This is a genomic window from Nostoc sp. DedSLP03 (genome assembly GCF_034530815.1).
In the GTDB taxonomy this organism is placed as follows: domain Bacteria; phylum Cyanobacteriota; class Cyanobacteriia; order Cyanobacteriales; family Nostocaceae; genus Nostoc.
The window spans coordinates 1-24,887 of sequence record NZ_JAVRCK010000010.1 but is presented as its reverse complement, the minus strand read 5'-3'; the positions used below and the strand labels follow the sequence as shown (position 1 = coordinate 24,887).

Sequence of the window (24,887 nt, the reverse complement as noted above, 5' to 3'; positions counted from 1 at the left end):
TTTGTGGGACGTGAGGCGGAATTAGAAGAACTGCACTCCTCATTACAAACATCTCGGCAAGTTGCAATTGTAGCTGTGGCAGGTATGGGTGGAGTCGGGAAAACTGAACTCGCTACCCAATATGCGAAACAGCACTTGCAGAATTATCAAGGTGGGGTTTGCTGGTTATCTGCACAGGGAATAGATGTCGGAATTCAGATTCTCAGATTTGCTGAATTAAAATTTAAACTCATTGCACCGGATGACTGGGAATTAGCAGATAGGCTGAGATACTGCTGGCAGAACTGGGAAAAAGGTGAAGTGCTGCTGGTGTTTGATGATGTTACCGACTACAAAAAACAGGTTCAGCCTTATCTACCACCAGAATCACCCCGGTTTAAAGTATTGCTGACAACCCGCTTAGGGTTTGATAGAACTTTGCCGCAATTACCTTTGGGTGTTCTCAAACCATTGGCGGCGATGAAATTATTAAAATCGCTGGTTGATAGAGAACGGCTGAAAAGTGAACCTTGGGTTGCGAGAGAAATTTGTAATTTCTTGGGATATTTACCTTTGGCGTTAGAGTTAGTAGGGCGATATCTGGATACAATGCCAGATTTGTCTTTGGAAAGACTGCTGAAACGGCTAGAGAAAAAGCGACTAGAACACGAAGCAATCGCCAAGGCTAACCCATTGATGCGTTATGAATATGGTGTCGCTGAAGCTTTTGCATTGAGTTGGGAACAGTTAGATGAGAATGCACAAAGCTTAGGCTGTTGGCTGAGTTTGTATGCCTTGGCTGATATTCCTTTTTCTGTAGAGTGGATAGAAGATGACGATGAACAAGAACTCTGGGAGAAAGCTATAACTGAGTTGCGGAAACTGCATTTAATACAATGGCAAAGTAAAGGAATTTATCGTCTACATCCACTGATTCGGCAATTTTTTCAAATGAAGTTGGATGAGTCAAGTAATGCAGATGAGGTAAAAACTGCTTTTGTAGCGCAGATGGTAGAGATAGCAAAGCAAATTCCTCAACAGCCTAACCGTGAAAATATTTTCAACCTCACTCCATATATTCCCCACATTGCAGAAGTTGCAACTCACCTATCCCAATATCTCAGTAACGAGGATTTAGCTTGGCCTTTCACAGGTTTAGGCCGATTTTATGAAGGTCAAGGACTTTATCAGCAAGCAGAACCTTGGTTGCAGCAGTGTGTAAAGATAGCTGAAAATCGTCTTGGTTCAGAACATCCCGATGTTGCCACTAGCCTGAACAATCTCGCAGCACTTTACCAATCTACAGGATGCTACAGCGAAGCCGAACCCCTGTATCAGCAAGCTTTGTCACTGAGAAAACGCTTACTGGGAGAAGAACATCCCGATGTTGCCACTAGCCTGAACAATCTCGCAGCACTCTACAAATCTACAGGACGCTACAGCGAAGCCGAACCCCTGTATCAGCAAGCTTTGTCACTGTACAAACACTTACTGGGAGAAGAACATCCCGATGTTGCCCAAAGCCTGAACAATCTCGCAGCACTCTACGAATCTACAGGACGCTACAGCGAAGCCGAACTCCTGTATCAGCAAGCTTTGTCACTGGACAAACACTTACTGGGAGAAGAACATCCCGATGTTGCCACTAGCCTGAACAATCTCGCAGCACTCTACAAATCTACAGGACGCTACAGCGAAGCCGAACCCCTGTATCAGCAAGCTTTGTCAATTTGCGAACAGACTTTAGGTGTAGGTCATCCCGATACAATGACGGTTCGGGGAAATTATGCAATCTTTTTAAGAGAAGCATATCGCTAGCAATTGCCTCCTGCACGCTACGCGATCGCACCCTTTCACAAAATCACACCAAATTGATGCTACACAACAGTTGTGGTTCAAATTTTAGCAGCGATCGCCTTCTATACACCAAATATTACAGTCAATAATAGTGCGTAGGCGTAAGCCCGTCGTAGACATTGTATAGCCATTTTGATTTTAAAGGTGCAACTTCGAGGTTCAAAGGCTCCAGTGCGATCGCTTACGAACTGCAACACCACTTAATATTGTCATCAGAAATTTATTTTTATCTAACTGAAGAGTTAAAAATGAACAACTGGTATTTTAATTTCTAGCATTTCACTTTTTTGTTAAGAAAGATGTGACTAATGCATAGCACCCCAGCATCGAATAGAGAGAATGAGATAATTACTCTAATTTCCTATTGGTTGAGGATCAAATGACTGAGCTATATGATACTATTGGCGGCGTTTACGAGCAGTTTAAAACTGTAGCCACATTGCCGATCGCCGAAAAATTTACATTATTTAAAATTCTTGGTAATTTTCAAGGAAAAACCATTTTAGACTTAGCTTGCGGTACTGGATTTTATAGCAGATTGTTAAAAGAACAAGGAGCTGCAAAAGTTGTTGGTGTAGACATATCAGAGGAAATGGTAAACGTTGCACGCCAGCAAGAGATGAAAAATCCACTTGGAAATGAATATCAAGTGTTAGACATTGCCAAACTTCACAAGCTTGGCAGTTTTGATTTAGTTACTGCCATTTATCTTCTTAATTATGCAGAAAACAAAGAGCATCTACTACAGATGCTTTCTAATATTCGCAAAAATCTAGCGTCAAACGGGCGTTTTGTTGCCATAACGGTTAATCCAAATTTCTCTTGGAAGAAATCAAATTCAACAAAGTATGGACTTACGGTACTCAAACAAGAACCTTTGTCAGAAGGCTTTTATTCTGAAACTGAACTTCACACAAATCCACCATTTATGATTAAATACTTTGGGTGGAGTCAATCTATTTATGAATGGGCTGTAACAGAAGCTGGGTTTAAGAAGTTTTCATGGCATCCTATAGAAATTCCAAAGCAAGCAATAGAACAGTACACAGAAGATTACTGGCAAGATTTTTTAGACAATTGCTTAATCATCGGTCTAAGTTGTGAGAATTAACCTGATTTTTCATGGGAACTTCTCATCCTAATACTTTGTCACATCAACTTTAAATAAAATTCAGATTTAGGAGTGGTCAAGTTCAATGTGTCGCTCAACGATGTGCTAGCGAGAATCGAGTCGGGTAATACCTATGGTGTAAGCTTATAGTTTAGCTACCTTGCTGACTGAATAATCTAGAATCATATTAGCGTTCGTCGCGCTCTATATCGGATAGCACAATCTTAATCTCTTTCTAGGAAGAGAAATATATCTTTATCAATGGTTTAAATTACGATTATGAACCTTAAAGACATATCCTCAAAATTTCCCCGTCGTCAAGTTCTCAAAACTGCTCTCACTTTTGTGACTGGCTTAACCACGACATCACTATTATCTTTTGTGATTACCAAATCTATCAAGCCAGCACAAGCAATCGTTGTGCAACGACCAAATGAATTTGAACTTGAAGGTAAAGATACTAACATCAAGTATTCAATTATCAATGGAGTTCCACAACTTTATTACAAAACTCAAACAATTTCTGAGCATTTTAGTGGCGATCAAATTCAGACATTAGCTACTGATATCGGTACGCTACTGACGATAATTATTAGCAAACCACTAAACCCCGATTTGGGAGGAAATATAGTTAAACTGAGCTTACTCTTACCAATTATCAACCTAGCAATCGGAACACGAGAAACTTCTGTCCAAACCGAAGCCATTTTAACTACTCAAAGAACATCAGGATTTATTCGTACTCCTCTATTTGGACAATTACAGTCATATCAAACTATAGTACTCACCGGAACTGCTAGATACCGCTAGATCCGGTCTAACTTCTGAAATTAATTCTTTTGGAAAACCAATTACCAATTATCCATTAACTCGCAATACGGTTCAGTTAAAAATATTTGTAGATTGAGTTAAAAGGTTGTTTGAAAAGTGATATGTTGTAATTTTTATCGAATTATTACCCCCCTTAGTCCCCCCGATACATTGAGGGGAAACCAAAAATCCAGTCCCCTCCCCTTTACAAGGGGAGGGTTAGGGTGGGGTAAAAAATCTTTGATACATCAATCATGACTTTTCAAACATCCTCTAAATGTTCGCGTAGCGTCAAGTAGCGAACAGTATTTTTAGCATTTTGTAAAAATCCAGAAGAATTTATCCAATAAATGCGAATTGACACAGCAGTTAAATGGTATGAATTAGGCGAAATTTCACAAGCCAAAGTATTACTACTATCAGAACCGGAGGCTTGCTGATACTAGCAAAAAGGCGTGGACTAATCCCAAGCATATCTCCTGGAATTCAAGCTTCGCGTGAGGCTGGTTTGAGGTTATCCGATACTTTGGTCAATTTACTCAAGCAACAAACAGGAGAATAGCGATCGCTATCAATTGTAACTTCAAATAGCTTTTGCTTCCTTTTCTCTCTTCTTTCTTGCCCTCTGCGACTCTGCGATTTGATTTTCATACTAAATAACAAAGTATGTAGTCACTAAATTTAAATATTTTTATACAAATGGTACTTTTATCCTAAAGATAGAAGATTTCCTAATGGAGACAAAGCTACAATAAAAATAAATTTTACAAGCTGTTTATGCAATGGGCTAATTTTATAGCAAAAGAAGCTGCTACGAATGGCTTATCTCTGGAGCAAATGGCAGCTTTTACAAAATATTTTCAGACAGAAAACTTAGGTAAAACTAAAGCTAAACTTGCCAGCGAATTAAACGTTGATATTGCCGCTTTCACAAAGTGGGTGGGTGAAGTATATAACAAGTTTGCCCAGAATAATCCTGAGTTAGCGACTTTCAACAATCAAGACAAACTAGAAAAGTTACAAGCTTACCTGAGCGTAAAATATAATAATAGCGAATTGGCTGTCCTGAAACCATTGGCGGCGATGAAATTATTCAAATCGCTAGTGGTTCGGGAACGACTGCAACAAGAAGCTTGGGTTGCAAGAAGAATTTGTAAATTTTTGGGATATTTACCTTTAGCGTTAGAGTTAGTGGGACGATATTTGGATAAAATGCCAGATTTGTCTCTGGAAACACTGCTAAAGCGGCTAGAGAAGAAACGAGTGGAACATGAACCAGTAATCAATGCTAACTCATTGATGCCTGATGAATACGGTATAGTTGAAGCTTTTGAATTGAGTTGGGAACAGTTGGATGAAAATGCCCAAAGCTTCGGCTGTTTGCTAAGTTTGTGTGCTTTAGCTGATATTCCTCTATCTGTTGAGACAATAGAAGATGATAAAAAACAAGAACTCAACGAGAAAGCCATAGCCGATTTACTAGAATTACATTTATTACAACAGAAAAATAAAGGAATTTATCTTCTAAATCCACAGATTCGACAACTTTTCCGAATGAAGTTGGATAAGTCAAGTGAGGCGGATGAAGCAAAAACTAAATTTGCAACCATGATGTTAGAGGTAGCAAAGCTAATTCCGCAACAGCTCAACCCTGAAGATATTCTCAACTTCACTCCACATATCCCGCATATTAAAGAAGTTGCAACTCACCTATCCGAATATCTGGGTGATAAAAATCTAATCACTCTGTTTACCAAATTAGCCTGGTTTTATCAAAGTCAAGCACTCTATCAGCAAGCAGAACTTTGGTTGCAACGGTGTGTAGAACTAACTCAAAATCGTTTTGGTTTAGAACATATCGATGTCGCCACTAGTCTGAACAATTTAGCAGTACTTTACGAAACTACAGGACGCTACAGAGAAGCCGAACCCTTGCTTGAGCAAGCTTTAGCACTGAGAAAACGTCTGTTAGGAGAAGAACATACCGATGTCGCCACCAGCCTGAGCTATTTGGCATTAATCTACGAATATACAGGACGCTATAACGAAGCCGAACCTTTGTATCAGCAAGCTTTAGAACTGTGGAAACGCCTAGTGGGAGAAGAACATCCCCATATTGCCACTAGTCTGAACAATTTAGGAGCATTGTACTGCTATACAAGACGCTACAGTGAAGCCGAACCCTTGTTCAAGCAAGCATTAAAACTGAGAAAACGCCTGCTCGGAGATGCACATCCCGATGTTGCCACCAGCCTGAACAATTTAGCACAACTTTACGAATCTACAGGAAGTTACAAACAAGCCGAACCTTTGTATGAGCAAGCTTTAGAACTGAGTAAACGCCTGTTGGGAAATAACCATCCCGATGTCGCCATTAGCCTGAACAATCTAGCAGCGCTTTACCGCCATACAAGACGCTACAGGAAAGCCAAACCCTTATTTGAGAAAGCTTTGAAAATTTGCGAACGGACTTTAGGTATAAGTCATCCGACAACTATGACGGTTCGGGCAAATTATGCCAGCTTTTTAAGAGAAGCATATCATTAGCGATCGCTGTGCGTAATTCGTAATTCGTAATTCGTTAAAAAAATATCCCCCTTTCCACTAGCGAAGGGGGGTTAGGATTTACTTACATCCTAGAGACTTGCGAGTTTCCACACCAGTTTTAGAATTCACACCACTTGCGTTAACACAAAGTTTTTTCACTTGTATTCCATCTAAAATTGCATTCGTAAAATCGGTACCTGTGATATCCACGCCATCAAAAGTAGAACGTAGCATCATCGCATCAGTCAACACAGCATCACTTAAATCAGCATCCTTAAACTTGGTTAGATAGGCTATGCCTTCACTAAAATCAGCACCATGCAGATTTACTCCCTGCAATACGCTACTATTAAATACGCCACCACGTAAGTCAGCATTGCTAAAATTAGCATTCTCTAATTTGAGATTGGTAAACTCAGTACCAATTAAACTTTGACCAGAGTAATCCTTGGCCTTGAGTTCATCATTACCCACAGAACGGGTAATACTAGAAGAACTTGCAGCTTGCGCCGATAGGGGAAACAAAAAAAGAACCATAGCTAAGACGAAGCTAGCTAACAGTTGCCAATATTTCATAATCTCTTCTTAATAAATCTCAACATTGCCACCATTAACTATTAAACCTCACAGAAGGGAATAGGGTGCAGGTTATAGGGTACAGATTATTTCCTATCATCTGTTCTCTGTCTCCTGTCATCTGTCTCCTGTTCCCTGTCTCCTGTCACCTCTTCCCTAATCTCTCGTAGGATGATAGATGTTGAGGTGCGATGCCTAACGGCAAGTTGCTCCGCATCTACGCAATAATTACCTGTGGCTAATCAAGAAGACAACGCCCAATCTCTGGCGCGAACCCCTTTATATCAATTGGGTGTAGAACTCAAAGCACGCCTTACCAGCTTTGGCGGTTGGGAAATGCCCGTGCAATTTAGTGGAATTAGCCGCGAACACGAGGCTGTAAGAAATACAGGCGGAATGTTCGATATTTCCCACATGGGCAAATTTACCCTCCAAGGTAAAAACCTGATTTCCCAACTCCAGCCACTAGTACCTTCCGATTTGAGTCGTTTGCAACCTGGTCAAGCACAATACACCGTATTGTTAAATCCCCAAGCGGGAATTATTGACGACATCATTGTTTATTATCAAGGTGAAGACACCAGTGGTACACAAAAAGCATTCATCATAGTCAATGCGGCAACCTCCAGTAAAGATAAAGCATGGCTATTGCAACACCTTGACTTGGATAAGGTGCAATTCCAAGACCTTTCACCAGATAAAGTCTTAATTGCCGTCCAAGGGCCAAAAGCGATTAAATATCTCCAGCCATTAGTGCAAGAAGACTTGCAACCAATCAAAGCCTTTGGACATTTAGAAGCAACTCTACTAGGTAAACCTGCCTTCCTAGCCCGCACAGGTTACACCGGAGAAGATGGCTTTGAAGTGATGGTAGACCCGAATGTGGGAGTAGAATTATGGCAAACTCTCCATAAAAGTGGTGTTATCCCCTGTGGACTCGGTGCGAGAGACACTCTGCGCCTAGAAGCAGCGATGGCACTGTACGGACAAGATATCGATGACATCACCACACCCTTAGAAGCAGGTTTGGGGTGGCTAGTTCACTTAGATACCAAAGGCGATTTTATTGGTCGGGAAGTTTTAGCACGACAAAAAGCCACTGGAGTAAAGCGCCGATTGGTAGGTTTGCAAACCCAAGGACGTAACATTGCCCGTCATGGCTATCAAGTGTTATCCGCAGGTAAAGTTGTGGGAGAAGTTACTAGTGGCACCCTGTCACCGACACTTGGTTATCCTATTGCCTTAGCTTACATTTCTACCCAGCTAGCAACTGTCGGTCAGCAGCTAGAAGTCGAAATTCGCGGCAAAACTTATCCAGCAGTTGTAGTTAAACGTCCCTTTTATCGGTCAAAAAATCGTGTTACCAACTGATAAGCGTCGAGGCTTTTGAGGAATAATGTGTTGTGAGTTATCCAACTACACTAAGGTTCATTACCAGATATAACTTGGATGACTGTTAGGGAAATAGTTTTTTTGATAAGGGAGAGGAAGTGATATGTCTTTTGAATACCCTCAAGATTTCAGATACTTAGATTCTCATGAATATGTGCGAATCGATGGTGAAATTGCCACCATTGGCATTACTGAGTTTGCCGTACATGAATTGGGTGATATCGTCTTTTTGGAACTGCCAGAAATTGGCGATGCTCTTACCAGGGGAGAAAACTTTGGCACAATTGAATCAGTGAAAGCCGTTGAAGAACTGAATTCACCAGTAACAGGCACCGTTATAGAACGCAATGAAGCCTTAATTAGTTCTCCCGAAGAAGTGTCAGAAGACCCCTACGGGGAAGGGTGGTTTTTGAAAGTCCGCGTCAATGACCCTGGCGAAGTTGAGGATGCCTTGACAGCAGATGAGTATCGCGCCCAAGTAGAAGGGGAGTAGGAGTGCTGTTAGCGGAAAGCTAAGGTTTAGCCCGTGCTGAGTGCTGTTAGCAGTAGCGGGGCGTTTAGCCCGTGCTGAATGGAAGAGTAAGGGAGTAGGTGAGTGGAGAAGGTAATTAACAATTATTCTTATTCACCTATCCAATATCTTCCGAATCGCCAGTCTCTAGCCCCCAGTTTAAGAGTATTTATTGCAAAATATGAAATAGTACCGTCTGGAGAGTAATTTGTGGTATTGAACGCCCCTATTCTCAAGTCTCATGAACAGCAAGTGCTGAACGAAAAAAGTCAAAACTTAAGTAGTTTTGTGCTAAGACACATTGGCCCTAACTCCGATGATATTCAGCAAATGCTTAAAGTTTTGCGGTTTCCCAGCCTGGATGCCCTAATCGACCAAACAGTTCCACAGACAATTCGGCTGAAGCAACCGCTAAATTTACCTAAAGCAGAAAGTGAGTATGCAGCACTGGCATCGTTAAAAAAAGTTGCTGCCAAAAATCAGGTTTTCCGTTCATACATCGGTATGGGCTATTACGACAGTATTACCCCACCTGTCATTGGGCGTAATATCCTAGAAAACCCCGGTTGGTATACTGCCTACACTCCTTATCAGCCAGAAATTGCCCAAGGGCGACTAGAAGCGCTGCTGAATTTTCAAACTCTGATTATTGACCTCACAGGTTTAGAAATTGCCAATGCTTCGTTACTTGATGAAGCCACAGCAGCAGCAGAAGCAATGAGTCTAAGCTATGGTGTCTCCAAAAATCAGGCAGATGCCTATTTTGTCTCTCGCGATTGCCATCCCCAAACCATTGATGTGTTGCAAACACGCGCTAAACCATTGGGGATTAAGATCGTTGTTGGGGATCATCAAACATTTGATTTTAAGCAACCAATTTTTGGGGCTGTTCTGCAATACCCTGCAAGTGACGGCACTATTTACGACTACCGCGCTTTTATCGAAAAAGCCCATGCTAAGGGTGCATTGGTGACGGTAGCAGCAGATCCTCTAAGTTTAACTTTACTTACCCCTCCTGGGGAATTTGGCGCTGATATTGCTGTTGGTAGCACTCAACGGTTTGGTATTCCGTTGGGATTTGGGGGGCCTCATGCAGCATACTTTGCTACTAAGGAAGAGTATAAGCGACTGGTTCCAGGGCGAATTGTGGGAGTCTCAAAAGATGCCCAAGGTAAGCCTGCATTACGTCTCGCTTTGCAAACCCGCGAACAGCATATTCGCCGCGAAAAAGCTACTAGTAATATTTGTACTGCACAGGTTCTACTGGCGGTAATGGCGAGTATGTACGCTGTCTATCATGGGCCTACTGGACTTAAGCAAATTGCCGAAAATATCCATTCTTTGACGGTGTTATTGGCGGAAGGACTGAAGCGTTTGGGTTACAGCATCAGTTCCAAAGATTTCTTTGATACGCTACGAGTAGAACTGGGAAGACGCAATTTAAAAGATATCTTGACAGCTGGCGAACAACTTCAAATTAACCTGCGGGTTTTTGATGCAACTACTGTTGGTATTTCACTGGATGAAACAACTACGTCAGAAGATTTAATCGACCTGTGGCAGATTTTCGCTGGTACAGATGATTTACCCTTCACTTTAGAAGAATTAACTTCTTCCTCATCCTCATATCTTCCTCTCTCCCGTACAAGCACTTATCTCACCCACCCAGTCTTTAACCGCTATCACTCAGAAACGGAGTTGTTGCGTTATCTGCACAAGCTAGAAAGCAAGGACTTGTCGCTAACAACATCGATGATTCCCTTGGGTTCTTGCACAATGAAGTTGAATGCGACAGCTGAGATGATTCCGGTAAGTTGGGAGGAATTTGGCAAGATTCATCCATTTGCTCCGGCGTCGCAAACGCAAGGTTATCAAATCCTATTTGAGCAACTTGAGGCATGGTTAGCTGAAATTACTGGTTTTGCGGGAATTTCTTTACAACCAAATGCTGGTTCTCAAGGCGAATACGCTGGACTTTTAGTAATTCGTCAATATCACGAAAATCGGGGCGAAGCACATCGCAATGTTTGTTTGATTCCCACCTCCGCACACGGAACAAATCCAGCGAGTGCGGTGATGTGCGGGATGAAGGTGGTAGCAGTTGCCTGTGACTCACAAGGTAATATTGATGTTGCTGACCTGAAGGCGAAGGCAGAAAAACACAGCAATGAATTAGCCGCCTTAATGGTGACATATCCCTCAACTCACGGTGTATTTGAGGAGCCAATTCAGGAAATCTGCGCTGTTGTTCACAGTCATGGTGGACAGGTTTACATGGATGGGGCAAATATGAACGCCCAAGTGGGAATTTGCCGTCCTGGAGATATTGGCGCGGATGTCTGTCACTTGAATCTGCACAAAACCTTCTGTATTCCTCATGGTGGCGGTGGCCCTGGTATGGGGCCCATTGGCGTTGCATCTCATCTTGTGCCTTTTCTACCCGGACATCCTGTTGTTACTATCAATGACTCAACTCAGCACTCGCATATTGGTGCTGTGGCAGCTGCGCCTTGGGGTAGTGCGAGTATCTTGGTGATTTCTTGGATGTACATCGCCATGATGGGTGCAGATGGTTTAACCCAAGCTACTAAGGTGGCGATTCTCAATGCTAACTACATTGCCAAGAAACTGGAATCATACTATCCGGTTTTGTATCAAGGGAAAAATGGTCTAGTTGCCCATGAATGTATTTTAGATTTGCGATCGCTCAAAAAATCGGCTGCGATCGAAATCGATGATGTTGCCAAACGTCTGATCGATTACGGTTTCCATGCGCCGACTGTCTCCTGGCCTGTAGGGGGTACAATCATGGTGGAACCTACAGAAAGTGAATCTAAGCAAGAATTGGATCGTTTCTGTGATGCCTTGATTTCTATTCGTCAAGAAATTGCCGAAATAGAAGTTGGCAAGGTGGATATCCAAGATAATCTTTTGAAGAACGCACCCCACACTGCCGAAAGTCTGATTACCGGGGAATGGCAGCATCCCTATTCTCGCGAACAAGCTGCCTATCCTGCGCCTTGGACACGCGAATATAAGTTCTGGCCTGCTGTCGGTCGCATTGATGCAGCCTTTGGCGATCGCAATTTTGTTTGTTCTTGTCTGCCAATGGATGCTTATTAAATTGAATTAAGGGCGCACAGCTAGCTGTGCGCCCTACGATAGATTATTTTTTTCACTGGAATTTTTAAAATTGGGATCGCGTTGCTTTAATTAACTTACGTTGTCCAATAAAATCGCAGTTGACGAAGGCGATCGCTGCTGGTTAATTTGCAGTGGGATATTTTCTTGCACGAGTTGCCAAAAATATTTAATGGGAGGAATTTGCAGACGATCTTGAGTTGTCACCATAACTACCCGTCGAGTCAAACTGGAACCATCTGCTAAACCATTAGTATTATTACTGGCTAAAGAACGAATCGCCAGGGTAGGGTCAAGCCGTGCTTCCAATAATGCTGATTGAGGTAGCAAAGCTATCAATTTCCCTTGGCGCACAACTCCCCGGAAAGCATCTAGGGTATTTACCTCTAAAGCCGACTGGAGTGTGGCTTCCATCCGCTCAAATTTATCTTGTATTAAGCGTTGCATCCCATAACCATCTTTAAAAACCACTTGGGGATAACGAATTAGCTCCGACCAAGGGACACATTCATATTGTGCGAGGGGATGATTGGCTGCGGTTAAAACTTCTATAGGTTCATCATAAAGTACTTCTACCACCATTTCTCTACTGGTGGTTAAAAAGCGATTATTCATCACAATTGCTAAATCCACCAATCCATCTTTGAGGACTTTCAGGGCGCGATCGCTTCCCAATGAAGTCACCCGCAATTGCACATCTGGATAATCATGACAAAATTTTTGCAACACTGGTGGTAAGTAAGATCCACAGAGAGAGTGAATCACGGCAATGCAAAGTTCTGGTTGCTTTCCGGCGATTAAATCGGCTAATTCTTCTGTAGCAGTCTGCCACTCTTGACAAATTTTGCGAACGCGGGGTAACAAACGTTCGCCTCCTAGTGTCAGTTTGGCATGAGTGCTTCTGTGAAACAGTTCTATCCCCAAATCTGCTTCTAATGCTTGGATTTGGCGACTAATCGTCGATTGGGTAACACCAGATGTTCGCGCTGCTTGTTGAAAGCTGCCGGTTTGGGCGATCGCTAGAAAGGCTTGCAACTGCTCTAGGCGCATTTTTATGTAGCCTGAATTACATTGATCGGTTTTATAAAGTTAACGGATTTTTATCCACAATTTAGTAGAGTTTGTTACAGCTTTTTTTCTCTGATTAACATTTAAGTAAATCAGATTTGACCGCCTTTGTTGTCAATGATGCGCTTTGCACCGATTTTTTCGGTAAATTTCGCCCAAAAAATAATTAATTATTTTCTGCTGAAATATATGAATTTTTAGATAATATTTTTAACGGTATCGTTTTGAGCCATTCTCTTGTGATTACAGAAGCTGATAGTTGAACTGTAGCGAACTATCAGTGTTTCACTTCATCATGATGCGACAGATTATCTAGCAGTTTCTAATTGACATAAAGTAATCATTTGAACTTCGCATCTCAATTACCTGAATGTTACCGTTGGTTAGGTTGGTTTTATACAAGTTAGGGATACAGCTGCGATCGCATCAGATTTGCAAAAGACATAGAGGGCACAAACTATAGCTGTGCCCTCCTAGAGGCTACGGTGTATACACAAGTCTGAAATAGCTGAAAAACCCAAGGTTTTACCCCACCCTAACCCTCCCCGTATGTATTGGGGAGCCACTGCCTTGAACGGGTTTCCCGGCTTGTTCGCTCTTAGCGTTCCCGCAGGGTAGCAAGTGGCGTGAGGGAACTAGATTTTCCAGTTTCCCCCCAATGCATCGGGAGGATTAAGGGGGGTAATTCACACTTTAGTCTAGAGTGTGGTGAATATTATCTAGAGCGAGAACCTGTTACTTCATCGGGATCTCTATAAGCCCTGACTTTTTCGCGATTACGCAGTCCAGCTAAACCAGCTAGACCAAGTAAACCTAGCCAACCAAAATTGAAACCGCGATCGCTAGTTCTTTCGGAAGCTGCGACACCTGTATTTCTGTTAGTACCTGTGGCATCAGTGCCAGTGCCTGTTGTTCCACTACCTGTGGCATCAGTGCCAGTGCCCGTTGTTCCACTACCTGTTGTTCCACTACCTGTAGCATCAGTGCCCGTTGATCCACTGCCCGTTGTTCCACTACCTGTGGCATCAGTGCCTGTTGTTCCACTGCCTGTTGTTCCACTGCCCGTTGTTCCACCACCTGTTGTTCCACTACCTGTGGCATCAGTGCCTGTTGTCCCAGTTCCAGTGCCTGTTGTCCCGGTTCCACTGCCCGTTGTCCCAGTTCCAGTGCCTGTTGTGCCAGTACCTGTAGTTCCAGTTCCAGTACCTAAACCAGAACCAGTGCCTGTTGTCCCGGTTCCATTGCCTGTTGTGCCACTGCCTGTTGTCCCGGTTCCAGTGCCTGTAGCTCCAGTTCCAGTACCTGAGCCAGTGCTACCACTGGAGCTTCCGCTACCGGAGCTTCCACTGCCAGCACTTCCGCCACCAGAGCCTCCACTGCCGGAACCTCCACTTTGGGCGGAAACTAAAGTAGGTAAAGATACAGAAGCGAAACTAATGGCAAATACAGTAGCTAAAACAGCTTTAGATAAATTGAAAGGCTTCATGCTTATGGTTCCTTTTATGTTCTAGATTTGTATCGTTGATTGATTTACAAAAGCAATGTTGTCTCTTCAATCCACTGCTAAATTAGGTAAATTATGGCGAGGGAGATTGCAGAGTACTTTACTTAACTTCTTCTGAAAAAGTTGAAAGTATTTGAAAATACAACCAACAACTCATTCTTTGTCACATTAAGCAAAATAACTCATAATCAGTAATTACTACTTTAGGATTAAGAACTCACGAACAAAATCGCTTGTTCAAAATAGAAAATAAATATTATTACACTTATTTCTATCCTATTTTTCCTAATTACTTATTGTGAATCATTTTGTTACTGTTTGATAGCATAAGTGTTAGTTTTTCGCCGGACTTCTACCATAAGAGTAAAATCACTTATATCCCAGGAATTAATTTGGCATTCAAGTTAAGTTGGTTTATATAAGACTCCGATTTTATTTCTAAAAACATACTGAGACTGAAAAGCCTGTTATATCGAGGTTTTATCTGAAATCTTGTTGAAAAATCAGATATGAGTTCTATAAGTGTGAGAAAACTCCACATTATAGAATAGAGTTTGTAATTAGATAAACAGACTAACCTAAGAAGTACAAGCGATCGCTAAGTTAAACAGGATTTTCATCTGAATAAATATAATTACTTTTTTGACATTGGCTTTTAGTTATTTTGATATAAATGAACTAAAAACTCTATACAGCCAGATGCTGCTTGCAGTTGAGACTCTATTAAGAATACTTCACAATCTTATTTCACCTGAAAACTTATAACTTCATACTCCAGATGTGTCTTACTTTAGACTTAAGGAATACTTTTATTATCAGTTCAGTAGGATGGCATAAATAATTAAAGGTTTGTAATAATGATTTTAATCTTCTCTTATCTAAAAGAGGCAGCGCCCTAAGCGTAGCTATGCCGCAGACTTTACGAGACGCTACGCGATTAAAAGTTGACGCTGAAATTTACCATTCGGCTAAAGCGATCGCTATTCCTTGTTTTAAATCTGATGTGATTGCGTCATTATTCGCTAATTGCTGCAATTGTTGATGTGTGGCTTCCTCATCCAGATTTTTCAATGCTGCGATCGCATGTAGTCTCACCGATGCATTAGAATCGGCTAACAGCAAAATCAATGGTTCAATTGCTTGCATTTCGCCTAACTGTCCTAAAGATAAAGCGATCGCACTTTTGATGCTAGCAACCTCTGTGGCCGGATGTGGCGATCGCAGTATTTGCAGTAAGATTTCCGCAGATGGTGTAATTAACTCCGGTTTTTGCACTCGTCCCAAAACTGTGACAATTTCTTGCCACACTGTCTCGGAAGTACTTTGATTCAGTGCTGTTTGCAAATATTCCAAACTCAATAATGTTCCCACCCAACTTAAAGCGCGTATGGTTTCTAATTGCAGCGTTATCGGTGTCTGGGGTGAAATCAGCAAATCAAATAAGTATTTAGCAGCCTCATCACTACCAATCCGAGAAAGGGTAATTGCGGCTGCACAACAAACATCAAGGTTAAAGTCGTAAAGTTTGGGTTGCAGTCTCGTGATTAAATCTAATGCTTGATGTAAATCGGGGCGAAAACCTAAACCAAGTACTGCTGCACGCCTCACTGTGGCGGCGGGATCGTCCAAAGCTTTTAACAATACTGGCGGTACGCGTTCGTCATGAAAACTGCTGAGGGCTTCAATTGCGGCGGCGCGGATTGCTGCTTGTGGATCTTGCACTACACTCAACAGTGGCGTGATAGTTTCTGGTTGCCGAATACAACAAAGCGATCGCACTGCTAACAATCGTGTATTTTCATCTAATAGAAGTTCAGTTAGTGAAGCAATCGCAACAGTACCCATTTGTCCCAATGCTGTCGCTGCGATCGCTTTGAGTTCTTCATCCTCATCGTGTTTCAACAATTCAACTATTGACGCGATCGCTTCTGGATGTTTAAATTCGCCCAAAGTCCTTGCCGCATACCAGCGCAATTCGTCTTCTGCGTCTTCATCTTCTAATATTTCAATCAGAGGTGGGATAGCAATATTACCAAAGTGAATCAACACTTTGGTAATTTCCCATCGTTGCTGAAAATCCCCCATCTCTAAGATGGAAAGTGTTAATTTCAGAAGATATTCTCGATTTTTAACTATTTCTGGATCTTCCGAGTCTGCCCCTAAAACTAATTGTTGCAAATATTGAATTAGTGATGACCAATCAGCGGCATTATGTGCTGCCTCGGCTTGTACCAAAAGCTGTTTGATATTACTCACAATATCTTGCTTGAATTATCAATTTTCTACCTCCTGCCCCCTGCCTCCACTAGCTTGGCTTAACTACAACCGAATTGCCCTCAATCTTGGCGGCGTAAGTTTTTAGAGGGTCGGTTGCTGGGCCTTTTTGCACTTTACCATCGGCTCCATATTCCGAACCATGACAGGGACAAGCGAATTTTTTGGCATCTGCTTTCCATGCTACAGTGCAACCTGCATGAGTACAAGTAGGGTCAACAGCAGTTAGATTTCCGGCTTTAGATGTGCCGACTACCAGCACAGGCCCAGCAGGTGAGTTTTTTGCCAGCAATTGACCTGTTTTATCTAAATCTGCCGAAGTACCTACTGTTTGCCAATCTTTAGATGCTGGAGTTGTTTGAGAAGAACAAGCTGCGATCGCTACAGGTAGAGAACTCGCAATCCAGCCCAAACCTACCCAATTAATAAAGTCACGACGTTTCATAGCTGCTGAAATAATATCTAAGTTTTAGCTGACATCTCCGATTCAATTTTGGATTTTAGATTTGAGATTAGTCTATGGCGATCCAAAATTACTTCAGTCTGCTCAAATACCGTTGATTAAGGGCGCTGCATCGCTTATGGGTGACTTTAATGCAAATAATGCATACTATTCATGCATTTTTAAAAAAGTTTTCCGAAAATCGTAACAATTTATACGATTTTAACACAAAAGTCACCTTAAGTTATGAGTATCGAAATTGTTACATGAACATTATCTAAACCTGCTTGACAAATTCCCAAGATGTAAATGGTCACAAATTTTCCTTAACTAACCACGGATTTGAAGTTTCGCGTTGGAATGTTCTTGAGTAAAAATAATCAGCCGTAGTTAAATATTAAGTTTTTATTCCCTAACCCTCGCAGATACAGCACCTGATGTAACTACGGATTGATTGGAATTGGGAAATTATGACCACAGTTACCGATCGTATCAGTAATTTGCAACGAGATTCAAATTCATGACAGACACAGCAACTACCACTAACCTTAATAAGTTCGAGAAATTAAAAGCAGAAAAAGATGGACTCGCCATCAAGAGTGAGATAGAGAAATTTGCCGCCTTGGGTTGGGAGGCGATGAACGAAACAGATCGCGATCATCGACTCAAATGGGTAGGCGTGTTTTTTCGCCCAGTTACCCCAGGAAAGTTTATGATGCGGTTGCGGATGCCTAACGGTATTCTTACTAGCAGCCAGATGCGTATTTTAGCTCAAGTAGTGCAGCGTTACGGTGATGATGGTTGCGCTGATATTACTACCAGACAGAATATTCAATTACGGGGGATCAGAATTGAAGATTTACCAGACATCTTTAATAGATTTCACGCAGTTGGTTTAACCAGCGTTCAGTCAGGGATGGATAACGTCCGCAATATCACAGGCGATCCCGTGGCGGGGTTAGACGCAGATGAGTTGTACGACACGCGAGAGTTGGTACAGCAAATTCAAGATATGCTCACCAATAAGGGGGAAGGAAACCCAGAATTTAGCAACTTACCACGCAAGTTTAATATTGCGATCGCAGGTGGAAGAGACAATTCAGTTCACGCTGAAATCAACGATTTAGCTTTTGTTCCAGCATTTAAAGAAGCAGGGGAGCAAAATTTTCCTTCTGCTGATTCCCACGACAAAATTTTCGGGTTTAACGTTTTAGTCGGGGGCTTTTTCTCAGCTAAACGTTGTGAGGCGGCGATTCCTCTGAATGCTTGGGTGGCTCCCGAAGATGTAGTAGCTTTATGTAGAGCGGTTTTGGAAGTATTTCGAGATTGTGGGCCGCGTGCTAATCGGCAAAAATCGCGCTTGATGTGGCTAATCGATGAATGGGGTTTAGATAAGTTTCGAGCAGAAGTAGAAAGCCGTTTGGGTAAATCATTAATATCCGCAGCACCCAAAGACGAGATCGACTGGGAAAAACGCGACCACATCGGGGTATATAAACAAAAACAAGCAGGATTAAATTACGCAGGCTTACACATTCCTGTTGGTCGGTTGTATGCCGAAGATATGTTTGAAATTGCTCGTCTGGCTGAAGTTTACGGCAGTGGTGAAATCTGTTTCACAGTTGAGCAAAACATTGTGATCCCCAATATTGCTGACTCGCGTTTAGCAACATTTTTAACTGAGCATTTACTGGAAAGATTTTCTATCAATCCAGGTTTACTGGCGCGATCGCTAGTATCTTGCACAGGCGCACAATTTTGCAACTTTGCCCTGATCGAAACCAAAAACCGCGCCCTGGCAATGATTAAAGCCTTAGAAGAAGAGTTAACCTTCACCGAACCAGTGCGAATTCATTGGACAGGTTGTCCCAACTCCTGCGGACAACCCCAAGTTGCAGACATCGGCTTGATGGGAACTAAAACTCGCAAAAATGGCAAAACCTTGGAAGGTGTTGACATATATATGGGCGGCAAAGTTGGCAAAGATGCCCATTTGGGAACTTGCATCACCAAAGGCATCCCATGCGAAGATTTGCAGCCAATATTGCAAGATTTACTCATCCAAAAGTTTGGGGCAAAACTCAAGCAAGAAGCCTTACTAGTTGGTAACTGCTAGTTGAGCATTGGGCACTTGTACTGAGTTTCGACTGCGCTCAACTACCGCGAAGTCGAAGTATTGGGCATTGGGCAAGACTCATACTTCAAACTTTAAGGCTTAATGTTCAAACTTTAAGACTTAACCTTCGACCTTAAAGACTCAACCTTCAAACCTAAAGACTCAACCTTCGACCTTAAAGGCTTAACCTTCGACCTTAAAGGCTCAACTTCGGCTACCTCTTCACCGTATTTTATTCAATTAGAACGATTGGAATGCTTAAAAACTTATTTTCATTTAGCGATCGCTACCGCATCTTACATCAGACTTGGTTTGCTTTCTTTCTCACCTTTGTTTGTTGGTTTAACTTTGCCCCCTTCGCTACAACCATTGGCAGAGAACTACATTTAGCACCAGAACAAATCAAAACTTTAGGCATTTGTAACCTTGCCCTCACAATTCCCGCACGACTAATTATTGGGATGCTTCTGGATCGTTTTGGCCCCAGAATCACCTACTCAATGCTGCTGATGTTTGCGCTTGTTCCTTGTTTAGCGACGGCGCTAGCGCAAGACTTTAATCAACTAGTCATCAGCCGTTTGCTGATGGGAATTGTCGGATCTGGATTCGTTGTGGGTATCCGTATGGTGTCCGAATGGTTCCAGCCGAAGGAGATGGGAATTGCTCAAGGTATTTATGGCGGTTGGGGTAACTTTGGGGCTTTTGGCGCAGAGTTTGCCTTACCGATACTTGCAGTTTCCACGAGCTTTTTCGCTGGTGGTGCTTCTAACTGGCGATTTGCGATCGCATTTACAGGGATTATTGCAGCTATCTACGGCGTAATTTATTACAACAACGTCCAAGATACACCCACAGGTAAAGTCTACAAAAAACCTAAGAAAAATGGTTCTCTAGAAGTAACCAGTGTTAAAAGCTTCTGGGCGATGATTGTCTCGAATTTTGGTTTAATATTCGCCTTGGGTTTATTGGCTTGGCGTTTGGAACAAAAGAACATTCACTTCCTAACTTTGAGCCAAATGTATTTGATTTGGTTACTGTTAGCAGGATTATTTGCTTACCAAAGTTACAAAGCTTGGCAAGTAAACCGAGAACTTTTAATTGGCAAGAAAACTTACGCTCCATCCGAACGCTTCCAATTTGGTCAAGTAGCCTTACTTGAATTCACTTACATAACGAACTTTGGCAGTGAATTGGCAGTTGTTTCCATGCTCCCGGCATTCTTTGAAAAAACCTTTGCTTTAGAGCACGTTGTAGCTGGGATGATTGCTGCTACCTATCCATTCTTAAATTTGGTTTCTCGTCCAAGTGGTGGCTTAATTTCTGATAAATTTAGCTCCCGTAAATGGACAATGACAATTATCAGTGCCGGCATTGGTGTTAGTTATTTGATTGCACATTTTATTAATGGTAACTGGCCGATTCCGGTAGCGATCGCAGTGACAATGTTTGCCGCCTATTTTGCCCAAGCCGGTTGCGGTGCGACTTACAGCATCGTTCCCCTAATTAAGAAAGAAGCCACTGGACAAATTGCCGGTAATGTGGGAGCTTACGGTAATTTTGGTGGTGTAGTTTACCTGACAATTTTCAGCTTAACCGATGCTCCCACACTATTTTCCACAATGGGTTTAGCTGCACTAGTCTGTGCTTTTATGTGTGCCTTCTTCCTCAAAGAACCAAAAGGTTCCTTTGCCCCTGCATTTGAAGGTGAATTACCAGAAACCGCAACGAAAAACCCTATTTTATTAACTGAAGAATAGACCTGTCTTGAAAATAGAGATTAGGCAATAAGGCAAAGATACATGACTAGTTTCCAGCCTCTAGGCTGGGAAACCATTCTGGGAGGCTCCGCCTCCGATCTTCTTGACAAGAGGCAGAGCCTCTTTTAGATATATTCCCAGCCTAGAGGCTGGGAACAAGACGAATGCAGGAAAAAAGGTTAAAGGGAAAGGAAAAATTCCATTCTTTTACCCCTTCCCCCTCTTCTTCATCCCACCCCTTATCCCCACAATGCCAAAAAGTCTTAAGCACTAAAGTGCTTACTACAAACTCTCTTGCATTCTCAAGCTGTCGCTAAATCTGAGGTTGCAAAATCAAAATAACAAAATGGTACAACAGCCATGAGTGAATTTACCAAAACTCTTTGTCCCTACTGTGGTGTTGGCTGTGGTTTAGAAGTTTCACCCCCAGCTCAACTTGGCAAAGCAACTAATCGAGATAGTCAAGGAAATCCAACTTGGCGGGTGCGGGGTAACAAGGCCCATCCATCTAGTCAGGGAATGGTTTGCGTCAAAGGTGCAACGATCGCAGAATCTTTAGATAAAAATAGATTACATTACCCAATGGTGCGAGACTCTTTAGATCGAGAGTTTCGCCGCGTTAGCTGGGATGAAGCTTTCGATCTGATTGCCAAACGCATTCAAACCGTGCGTTTCACCCAAGGGCCAGAAGCCTTATGTATGTATGGTTCCGGTCAGTTTCAAACTGAGGATTACTACATAGCCCAGAAACTTATGAAAGGCTGTCTGGGTACGAATAATTTTGATGCCAACTCACGTTTATGTATGTCTAGTGCTGTGGCTGGGTACATTCAAAGCTTTGGCGCAGATGGCCCGCCCTGCTGTTACGATGACTTGGAGTTAACCGACTGTGCATTTCTAATTGGTACTAATACAGCCGAATGTCACCCCATCGTTTTCAATCGACTGGCAAAGTATCACAAAAAGAACCGCAAAGTCAAGATGATTGTGGTCGATCCCCGTCGCACACCAACCGCAGAAGCCGCTGATTTACATTTAGCGATTCGTCCCGGTACAGATATCGACTTGTTGAACGGCATCGCCCATTTATTGATGCGCTGGAACTCTATTGATACGATGTTCATGGAGGACTGCACCAGCAACTTTCCCGCTTATGCTGAGGTGATTCGCCACTATCCGCCAGAAGTGGTAGCTCGTCAATGTGGAATTAGTATTGAAGATTTAGAAACAGCAGCACGTTACTGGGGTAAATCTGAGCGAGTACTGTCTTTGTGGTCAATGGGTGTAAATCAATCTTCAGAAGGGACGGCTAAGGTTAGAACGATTATTAACCTGCACCTAATGACTGGACAGATTGGCAAACCTGGGGCTGGCCCTTTTTCTCTCACAGGTCAACCGAACGCGATGGGAGGACGGGAAGCCGGAGGTTTGGCGCATTTATTACCGGGTTATCGGGTGGTGAAAAATCCGCAGCACCGTGCAGAAGTTGAGGAGTTTTGGGGACTCAAGCCAGGACAGATTTCGCCCAATCCCGGTTTGACTGCTTGGGACATGATTACAGGGTTAGAAAATGATGCTGTAGGGTTACTGTGGATTGCAGCTACTAATCCCGCTGTAAGTATGCCAGATTTAGAGCGGACTAAAAAGGCATTGTTGCGATCGCCTTTCACTATTTACCAAGACGCATATTATCCCACAGAAACTTCTGCCTACGCTCACGTTCTACTACCAGCAGCCCAGTGGGGTGAAAAAACTGGCGTGATGACAAACTCCGAACGGATGGTAACTCTGTGTTCAGCATTTCGCCAACCACCAAGAGAAGCTAAAGCCGATTGGGAAATTTTTGCCGAAGTTGGACGTAGATTAGGTTTTAAGAAAGAATTTGCCTTTGCTAACTCTGCTGAAGTTTATGCTGAATTTGTCAAACTAACTAAAAATCGCCCTTGCGATATGACAGGTATCAGTCACGCGCAATTACAGACACAAGGCCCGACGCAATGGCCTCACCCTGAAGAGAGCAGGGGAAGCAGAGGAGCAGGGGAAGCAGGGGGAGAAGCATCTGCTAATCGTGGCAAAAGACTATACACTAACTTGCGCTTCCACACCCCTGATGGACGCGCTCGATTTGGGGCATATTACTCCAAGGGATTGGCAGAACCGCCAGACCCAAATTATCCGTTTGTGTTAACTAATGGAAGACTTTACGGACATTGGCATACGCAGACACGCACCGGTCAAATTGAAAAAATTTGCAAAATGCATCCCGAACCGTTTATCGAAATTCATCCGCGTGATGCTGCTCGGTTAGGTATTGCCGATAGTATGTATATAGAAGTGCGCTCGCGTCGTGGTAAAGCGAAGTTTCCTGCTAAAGTCACAAAAGCGATCGCACCTGGTACAGTTTTTGTCCCTATGCACTGGGGTTCGCTGTGGGCAGATAATGCCGAAGCCAACGCCCTCACCCATCCAGAATCTTGCCCCGATTCGCTGCAACCAGAATTAAAAGCCTGTGCTGTGCAGCTGATACCAATTTCGCTGGAAGTTCCCATCAAAGATTATCAACTCCAGTCCTCACAATATAGCAATCCGATTTGATTCGGAGAATTACTCGTAAAGGCCGGGGACTAGGGACTGGGGACTGGCGACTGGGGACTGGGAAGAAGGAATAAAGGTGTAATGAGTTTTTTTCACGCAATCAAATATGAGTCCTATAGTCAGCTGCAAAGTGTAGCTCGGAAGTGGTAATTTATAACCAGCAACAGGTAATTTCGTCAATAATCAATAGTCAATAGTTATTATCATTTTTTCTAACTCTCTAATTTTGACTGTTACCAATTACTATATTTAAAGAGATAAATTTTTAGTAACAAGGGATTTTACTAAAGTTTATTTTCGCTATGGATAAAGAATAAAAAAGCAGAGATATTTACAAAAAATTGTCAATTATTTCCAATCCTTTAGATTTATCTATGGGATTTTCTTTTATTTGAGAATTGGGTGCAGCAGATGAAAAAGCTAATGAAACGAATGCTAGGAGCTACCAGCGATCGGAACTTTATGCACGTCATTGAAAACATAGAAGTGCTAGTTTCTAAAGTTCTATCTATTTTTATGGTGATCGTAATTTTGGTAACGATCGGAGATTTAGGAATTTTTATTTTTAAAGAGTTATTTGCAGTTCCTTATGGAAAATTTAACTCAACCTTATATAAAATTTTCGGTTTATTTTTAAATATTTTAATTGCTTTAGAAATTTTAGAAAATATTACCGCCTATCTTCGACGACATGTTTTTCAGGTTGAATTGGTTATTGTCACTTCTTTAATAGCTGTTGCCAGAAAAATTATTATTCTTGACTTAGAAAAAGTTCCAGGAATTGATATAATTGGCTTAGGTATAGCTATTCTTGCTTTATCAATTAGTTATTTAATAATTCGTCTTAGTAATTCCAAAGATGCAAGCTAAATAAAATGCCTAACAAATTATAGCAGTTCTTAATTGCATGGAATACAGACCACTCTCAGAAGATGTTTGAAAAGTCATGATTGATGTATCAAATATTTTTTACCCCACCCTACCCCCTCCCCGATATATTGGGGAGGGAATCGGATTTTCTTGTTTCCCTCCAGTATATCGGTGAAATTAAGGGGGGGTAATAATTCGATTAAAATCACAACATACCACTTTTCAAACATCCTCTTAGGGACACAGCAATTTTGGGTTTGTTGAACAACAGTATAAATTATTAATTTACGCCTAATGTGAATTAGGAAAAAAGGCGGGAGAAGTAAGAAGATGAAAG

At 42.2% G+C, this 24,887-nt stretch carries 17 protein-coding genes; 12 read left to right on the top strand and 5 right to left on the bottom strand.

Annotated elements, in window-relative coordinates:
• The first annotated feature begins 3 nt into the window (after nt 1-3).
• From RM368_RS06970 to RM368_RS06950, 5 genes are all read left to right on the top strand, one after another.
• Entirely contained in the window at nt 4-1,797 is a 1,794-nt protein-coding gene (locus RM368_RS06970) for a tetratricopeptide repeat protein (RefSeq protein WP_322693401.1), read from the top strand.
• 403 nt (nt 1,798-2,200) lie between these two features.
• Nucleotides 2,201-2,947: a class I SAM-dependent methyltransferase gene (locus RM368_RS06965; protein ID WP_322693400.1), complete on the top strand. Its 747-nt coding sequence runs from the start codon at nt 2,201-2,203 to the stop codon at nt 2,945-2,947.
• Between the two features lie 279 nt (nt 2,948-3,226).
• Nucleotides 3,227-3,757: a hypothetical protein gene (locus RM368_RS06960; RefSeq protein ID WP_322693399.1), complete on the top strand. Its 531-nt coding sequence runs from the start codon at nt 3,227-3,229 to the stop codon at nt 3,755-3,757.
• A 433-nt stretch (nt 3,758-4,190) separates the two neighbouring features.
• Nucleotides 4,191-4,319, top strand: a complete 129-nt coding sequence (locus RM368_RS06955; protein WP_322693398.1) for a DUF3368 domain-containing protein — start codon at nt 4,191-4,193, stop codon at nt 4,317-4,319.
• A 215-nt stretch (nt 4,320-4,534) separates the two neighbouring features.
• Nucleotides 4,535-6,304 (top strand): tetratricopeptide repeat protein, encoded by a 1,770-nt coding sequence (locus tag RM368_RS06950; protein WP_322693397.1) that lies wholly within the window; start codon nt 4,535-4,537, stop codon nt 6,302-6,304.
• 78 nt (nt 6,305-6,382) lie between these two features.
• On the opposite strand, the gene RM368_RS06945 is transcribed toward RM368_RS06950, so the two are convergent.
• Nucleotides 6,383-6,880, bottom strand: coding sequence for a pentapeptide repeat-containing protein (locus RM368_RS06945; RefSeq protein WP_322693396.1), 498 nt, complete (start codon nt 6,878-6,880; stop codon nt 6,383-6,385).
• A gap of 234 nt (nt 6,881-7,114) precedes the next feature.
• Here RM368_RS06945 and gcvT point away from each other — a divergent pair, with 234 nt between their 5' ends.
• The 3 genes from gcvT to gcvP all read left to right on the top strand — a co-directional run bounded on the left by gcvT (nt 7,115) and on the right by gcvP (nt 11,906).
• Nucleotides 7,115-8,251, top strand: a complete 1,137-nt coding sequence (gene gcvT / locus RM368_RS06940; RefSeq protein WP_322693395.1) for a glycine cleavage system aminomethyltransferase GcvT — start codon at nt 7,115-7,117, stop codon at nt 8,249-8,251.
• Nucleotides 8,252-8,375: 124 nt separating this feature from the next.
• The gene (gene gcvH, locus RM368_RS06935) at nt 8,376-8,765 is read left to right on the top strand and encodes a glycine cleavage system protein GcvH (RefSeq protein WP_289797706.1); all 390 of its coding nucleotides are present in this window, start codon (nt 8,376-8,378) and stop codon (nt 8,763-8,765) included.
• 246 nt (nt 8,766-9,011) lie between these two features.
• Entirely contained in the window at nt 9,012-11,906 is a 2,895-nt protein-coding gene (gene gcvP, locus RM368_RS06930) for an aminomethyl-transferring glycine dehydrogenase (protein WP_416212219.1), read from the top strand.
• 90 nt (nt 11,907-11,996) lie between these two features.
• On the opposite strand, the gene RM368_RS06925 is transcribed toward gcvP, so the two are convergent.
• From RM368_RS06925 to RM368_RS06910, 4 genes are all read right to left on the bottom strand, one after another.
• Nucleotides 11,997-12,974 carry a LysR family transcriptional regulator gene (locus tag RM368_RS06925; protein WP_322693393.1) on the bottom strand — a complete coding sequence of 326 codons (978 nt, stop codon included), beginning with the start codon at nt 12,972-12,974 and terminating at the stop codon, nt 11,997-11,999.
• A gap of 733 nt (nt 12,975-13,707) precedes the next feature.
• Nucleotides 13,708-14,478, bottom strand: coding sequence for a WGxxGxxG-CTERM domain-containing protein (locus tag RM368_RS06920; RefSeq protein WP_322693392.1), 771 nt, complete (start codon nt 14,476-14,478; stop codon nt 13,708-13,710).
• Between the two features lie 975 nt (nt 14,479-15,453).
• The gene (locus RM368_RS06915) at nt 15,454-16,755 is read right to left on the bottom strand and encodes a HEAT repeat domain-containing protein (RefSeq protein WP_322693489.1); all 1,302 of its coding nucleotides are present in this window, start codon (nt 16,753-16,755) and stop codon (nt 15,454-15,456) included.
• 46 nt (nt 16,756-16,801) lie between these two features.
• Nucleotides 16,802-17,215, bottom strand: a complete 414-nt coding sequence (locus RM368_RS06910; RefSeq protein WP_322693391.1) for a ubiquinol-cytochrome c reductase iron-sulfur subunit — start codon at nt 17,213-17,215, stop codon at nt 16,802-16,804.
• A 517-nt stretch (nt 17,216-17,732) separates the two neighbouring features.
• Here RM368_RS06910 and RM368_RS06905 point away from each other — a divergent pair.
• The 4 genes from RM368_RS06905 (at nt 17,733) to RM368_RS06890 (ending at nt 24,550) form a co-directional block, all read left to right on the top strand.
• On the top strand, nt 17,733-19,328 hold the full coding sequence (locus RM368_RS06905) for a ferredoxin--nitrite reductase (protein ID WP_322693390.1): 1,596 nt from the start codon (nt 17,733-17,735) through the stop codon (nt 19,326-19,328).
• Between the two features lie 254 nt (nt 19,329-19,582).
• A complete protein-coding gene (locus RM368_RS06900) occupies nt 19,583-21,085 on the top strand; it encodes a NarK family nitrate/nitrite MFS transporter (RefSeq protein ID WP_322693389.1) in 1,503 nt (500 codons plus the stop codon).
• A gap of 360 nt (nt 21,086-21,445) precedes the next feature.
• The gene (locus tag RM368_RS06895; protein WP_322693388.1) at nt 21,446-23,680 is read left to right on the top strand and encodes a nitrate reductase; all 2,235 of its coding nucleotides are present in this window, start codon (nt 21,446-21,448) and stop codon (nt 23,678-23,680) included.
• 411 nt (nt 23,681-24,091) lie between these two features.
• On the top strand, nt 24,092-24,550 hold the full coding sequence (locus RM368_RS06890; protein ID WP_322693387.1) for a phosphate-starvation-inducible PsiE family protein: 459 nt from the start codon (nt 24,092-24,094) through the stop codon (nt 24,548-24,550).
• Nucleotides 24,551-24,887: the final 337 nt, after the last annotated feature.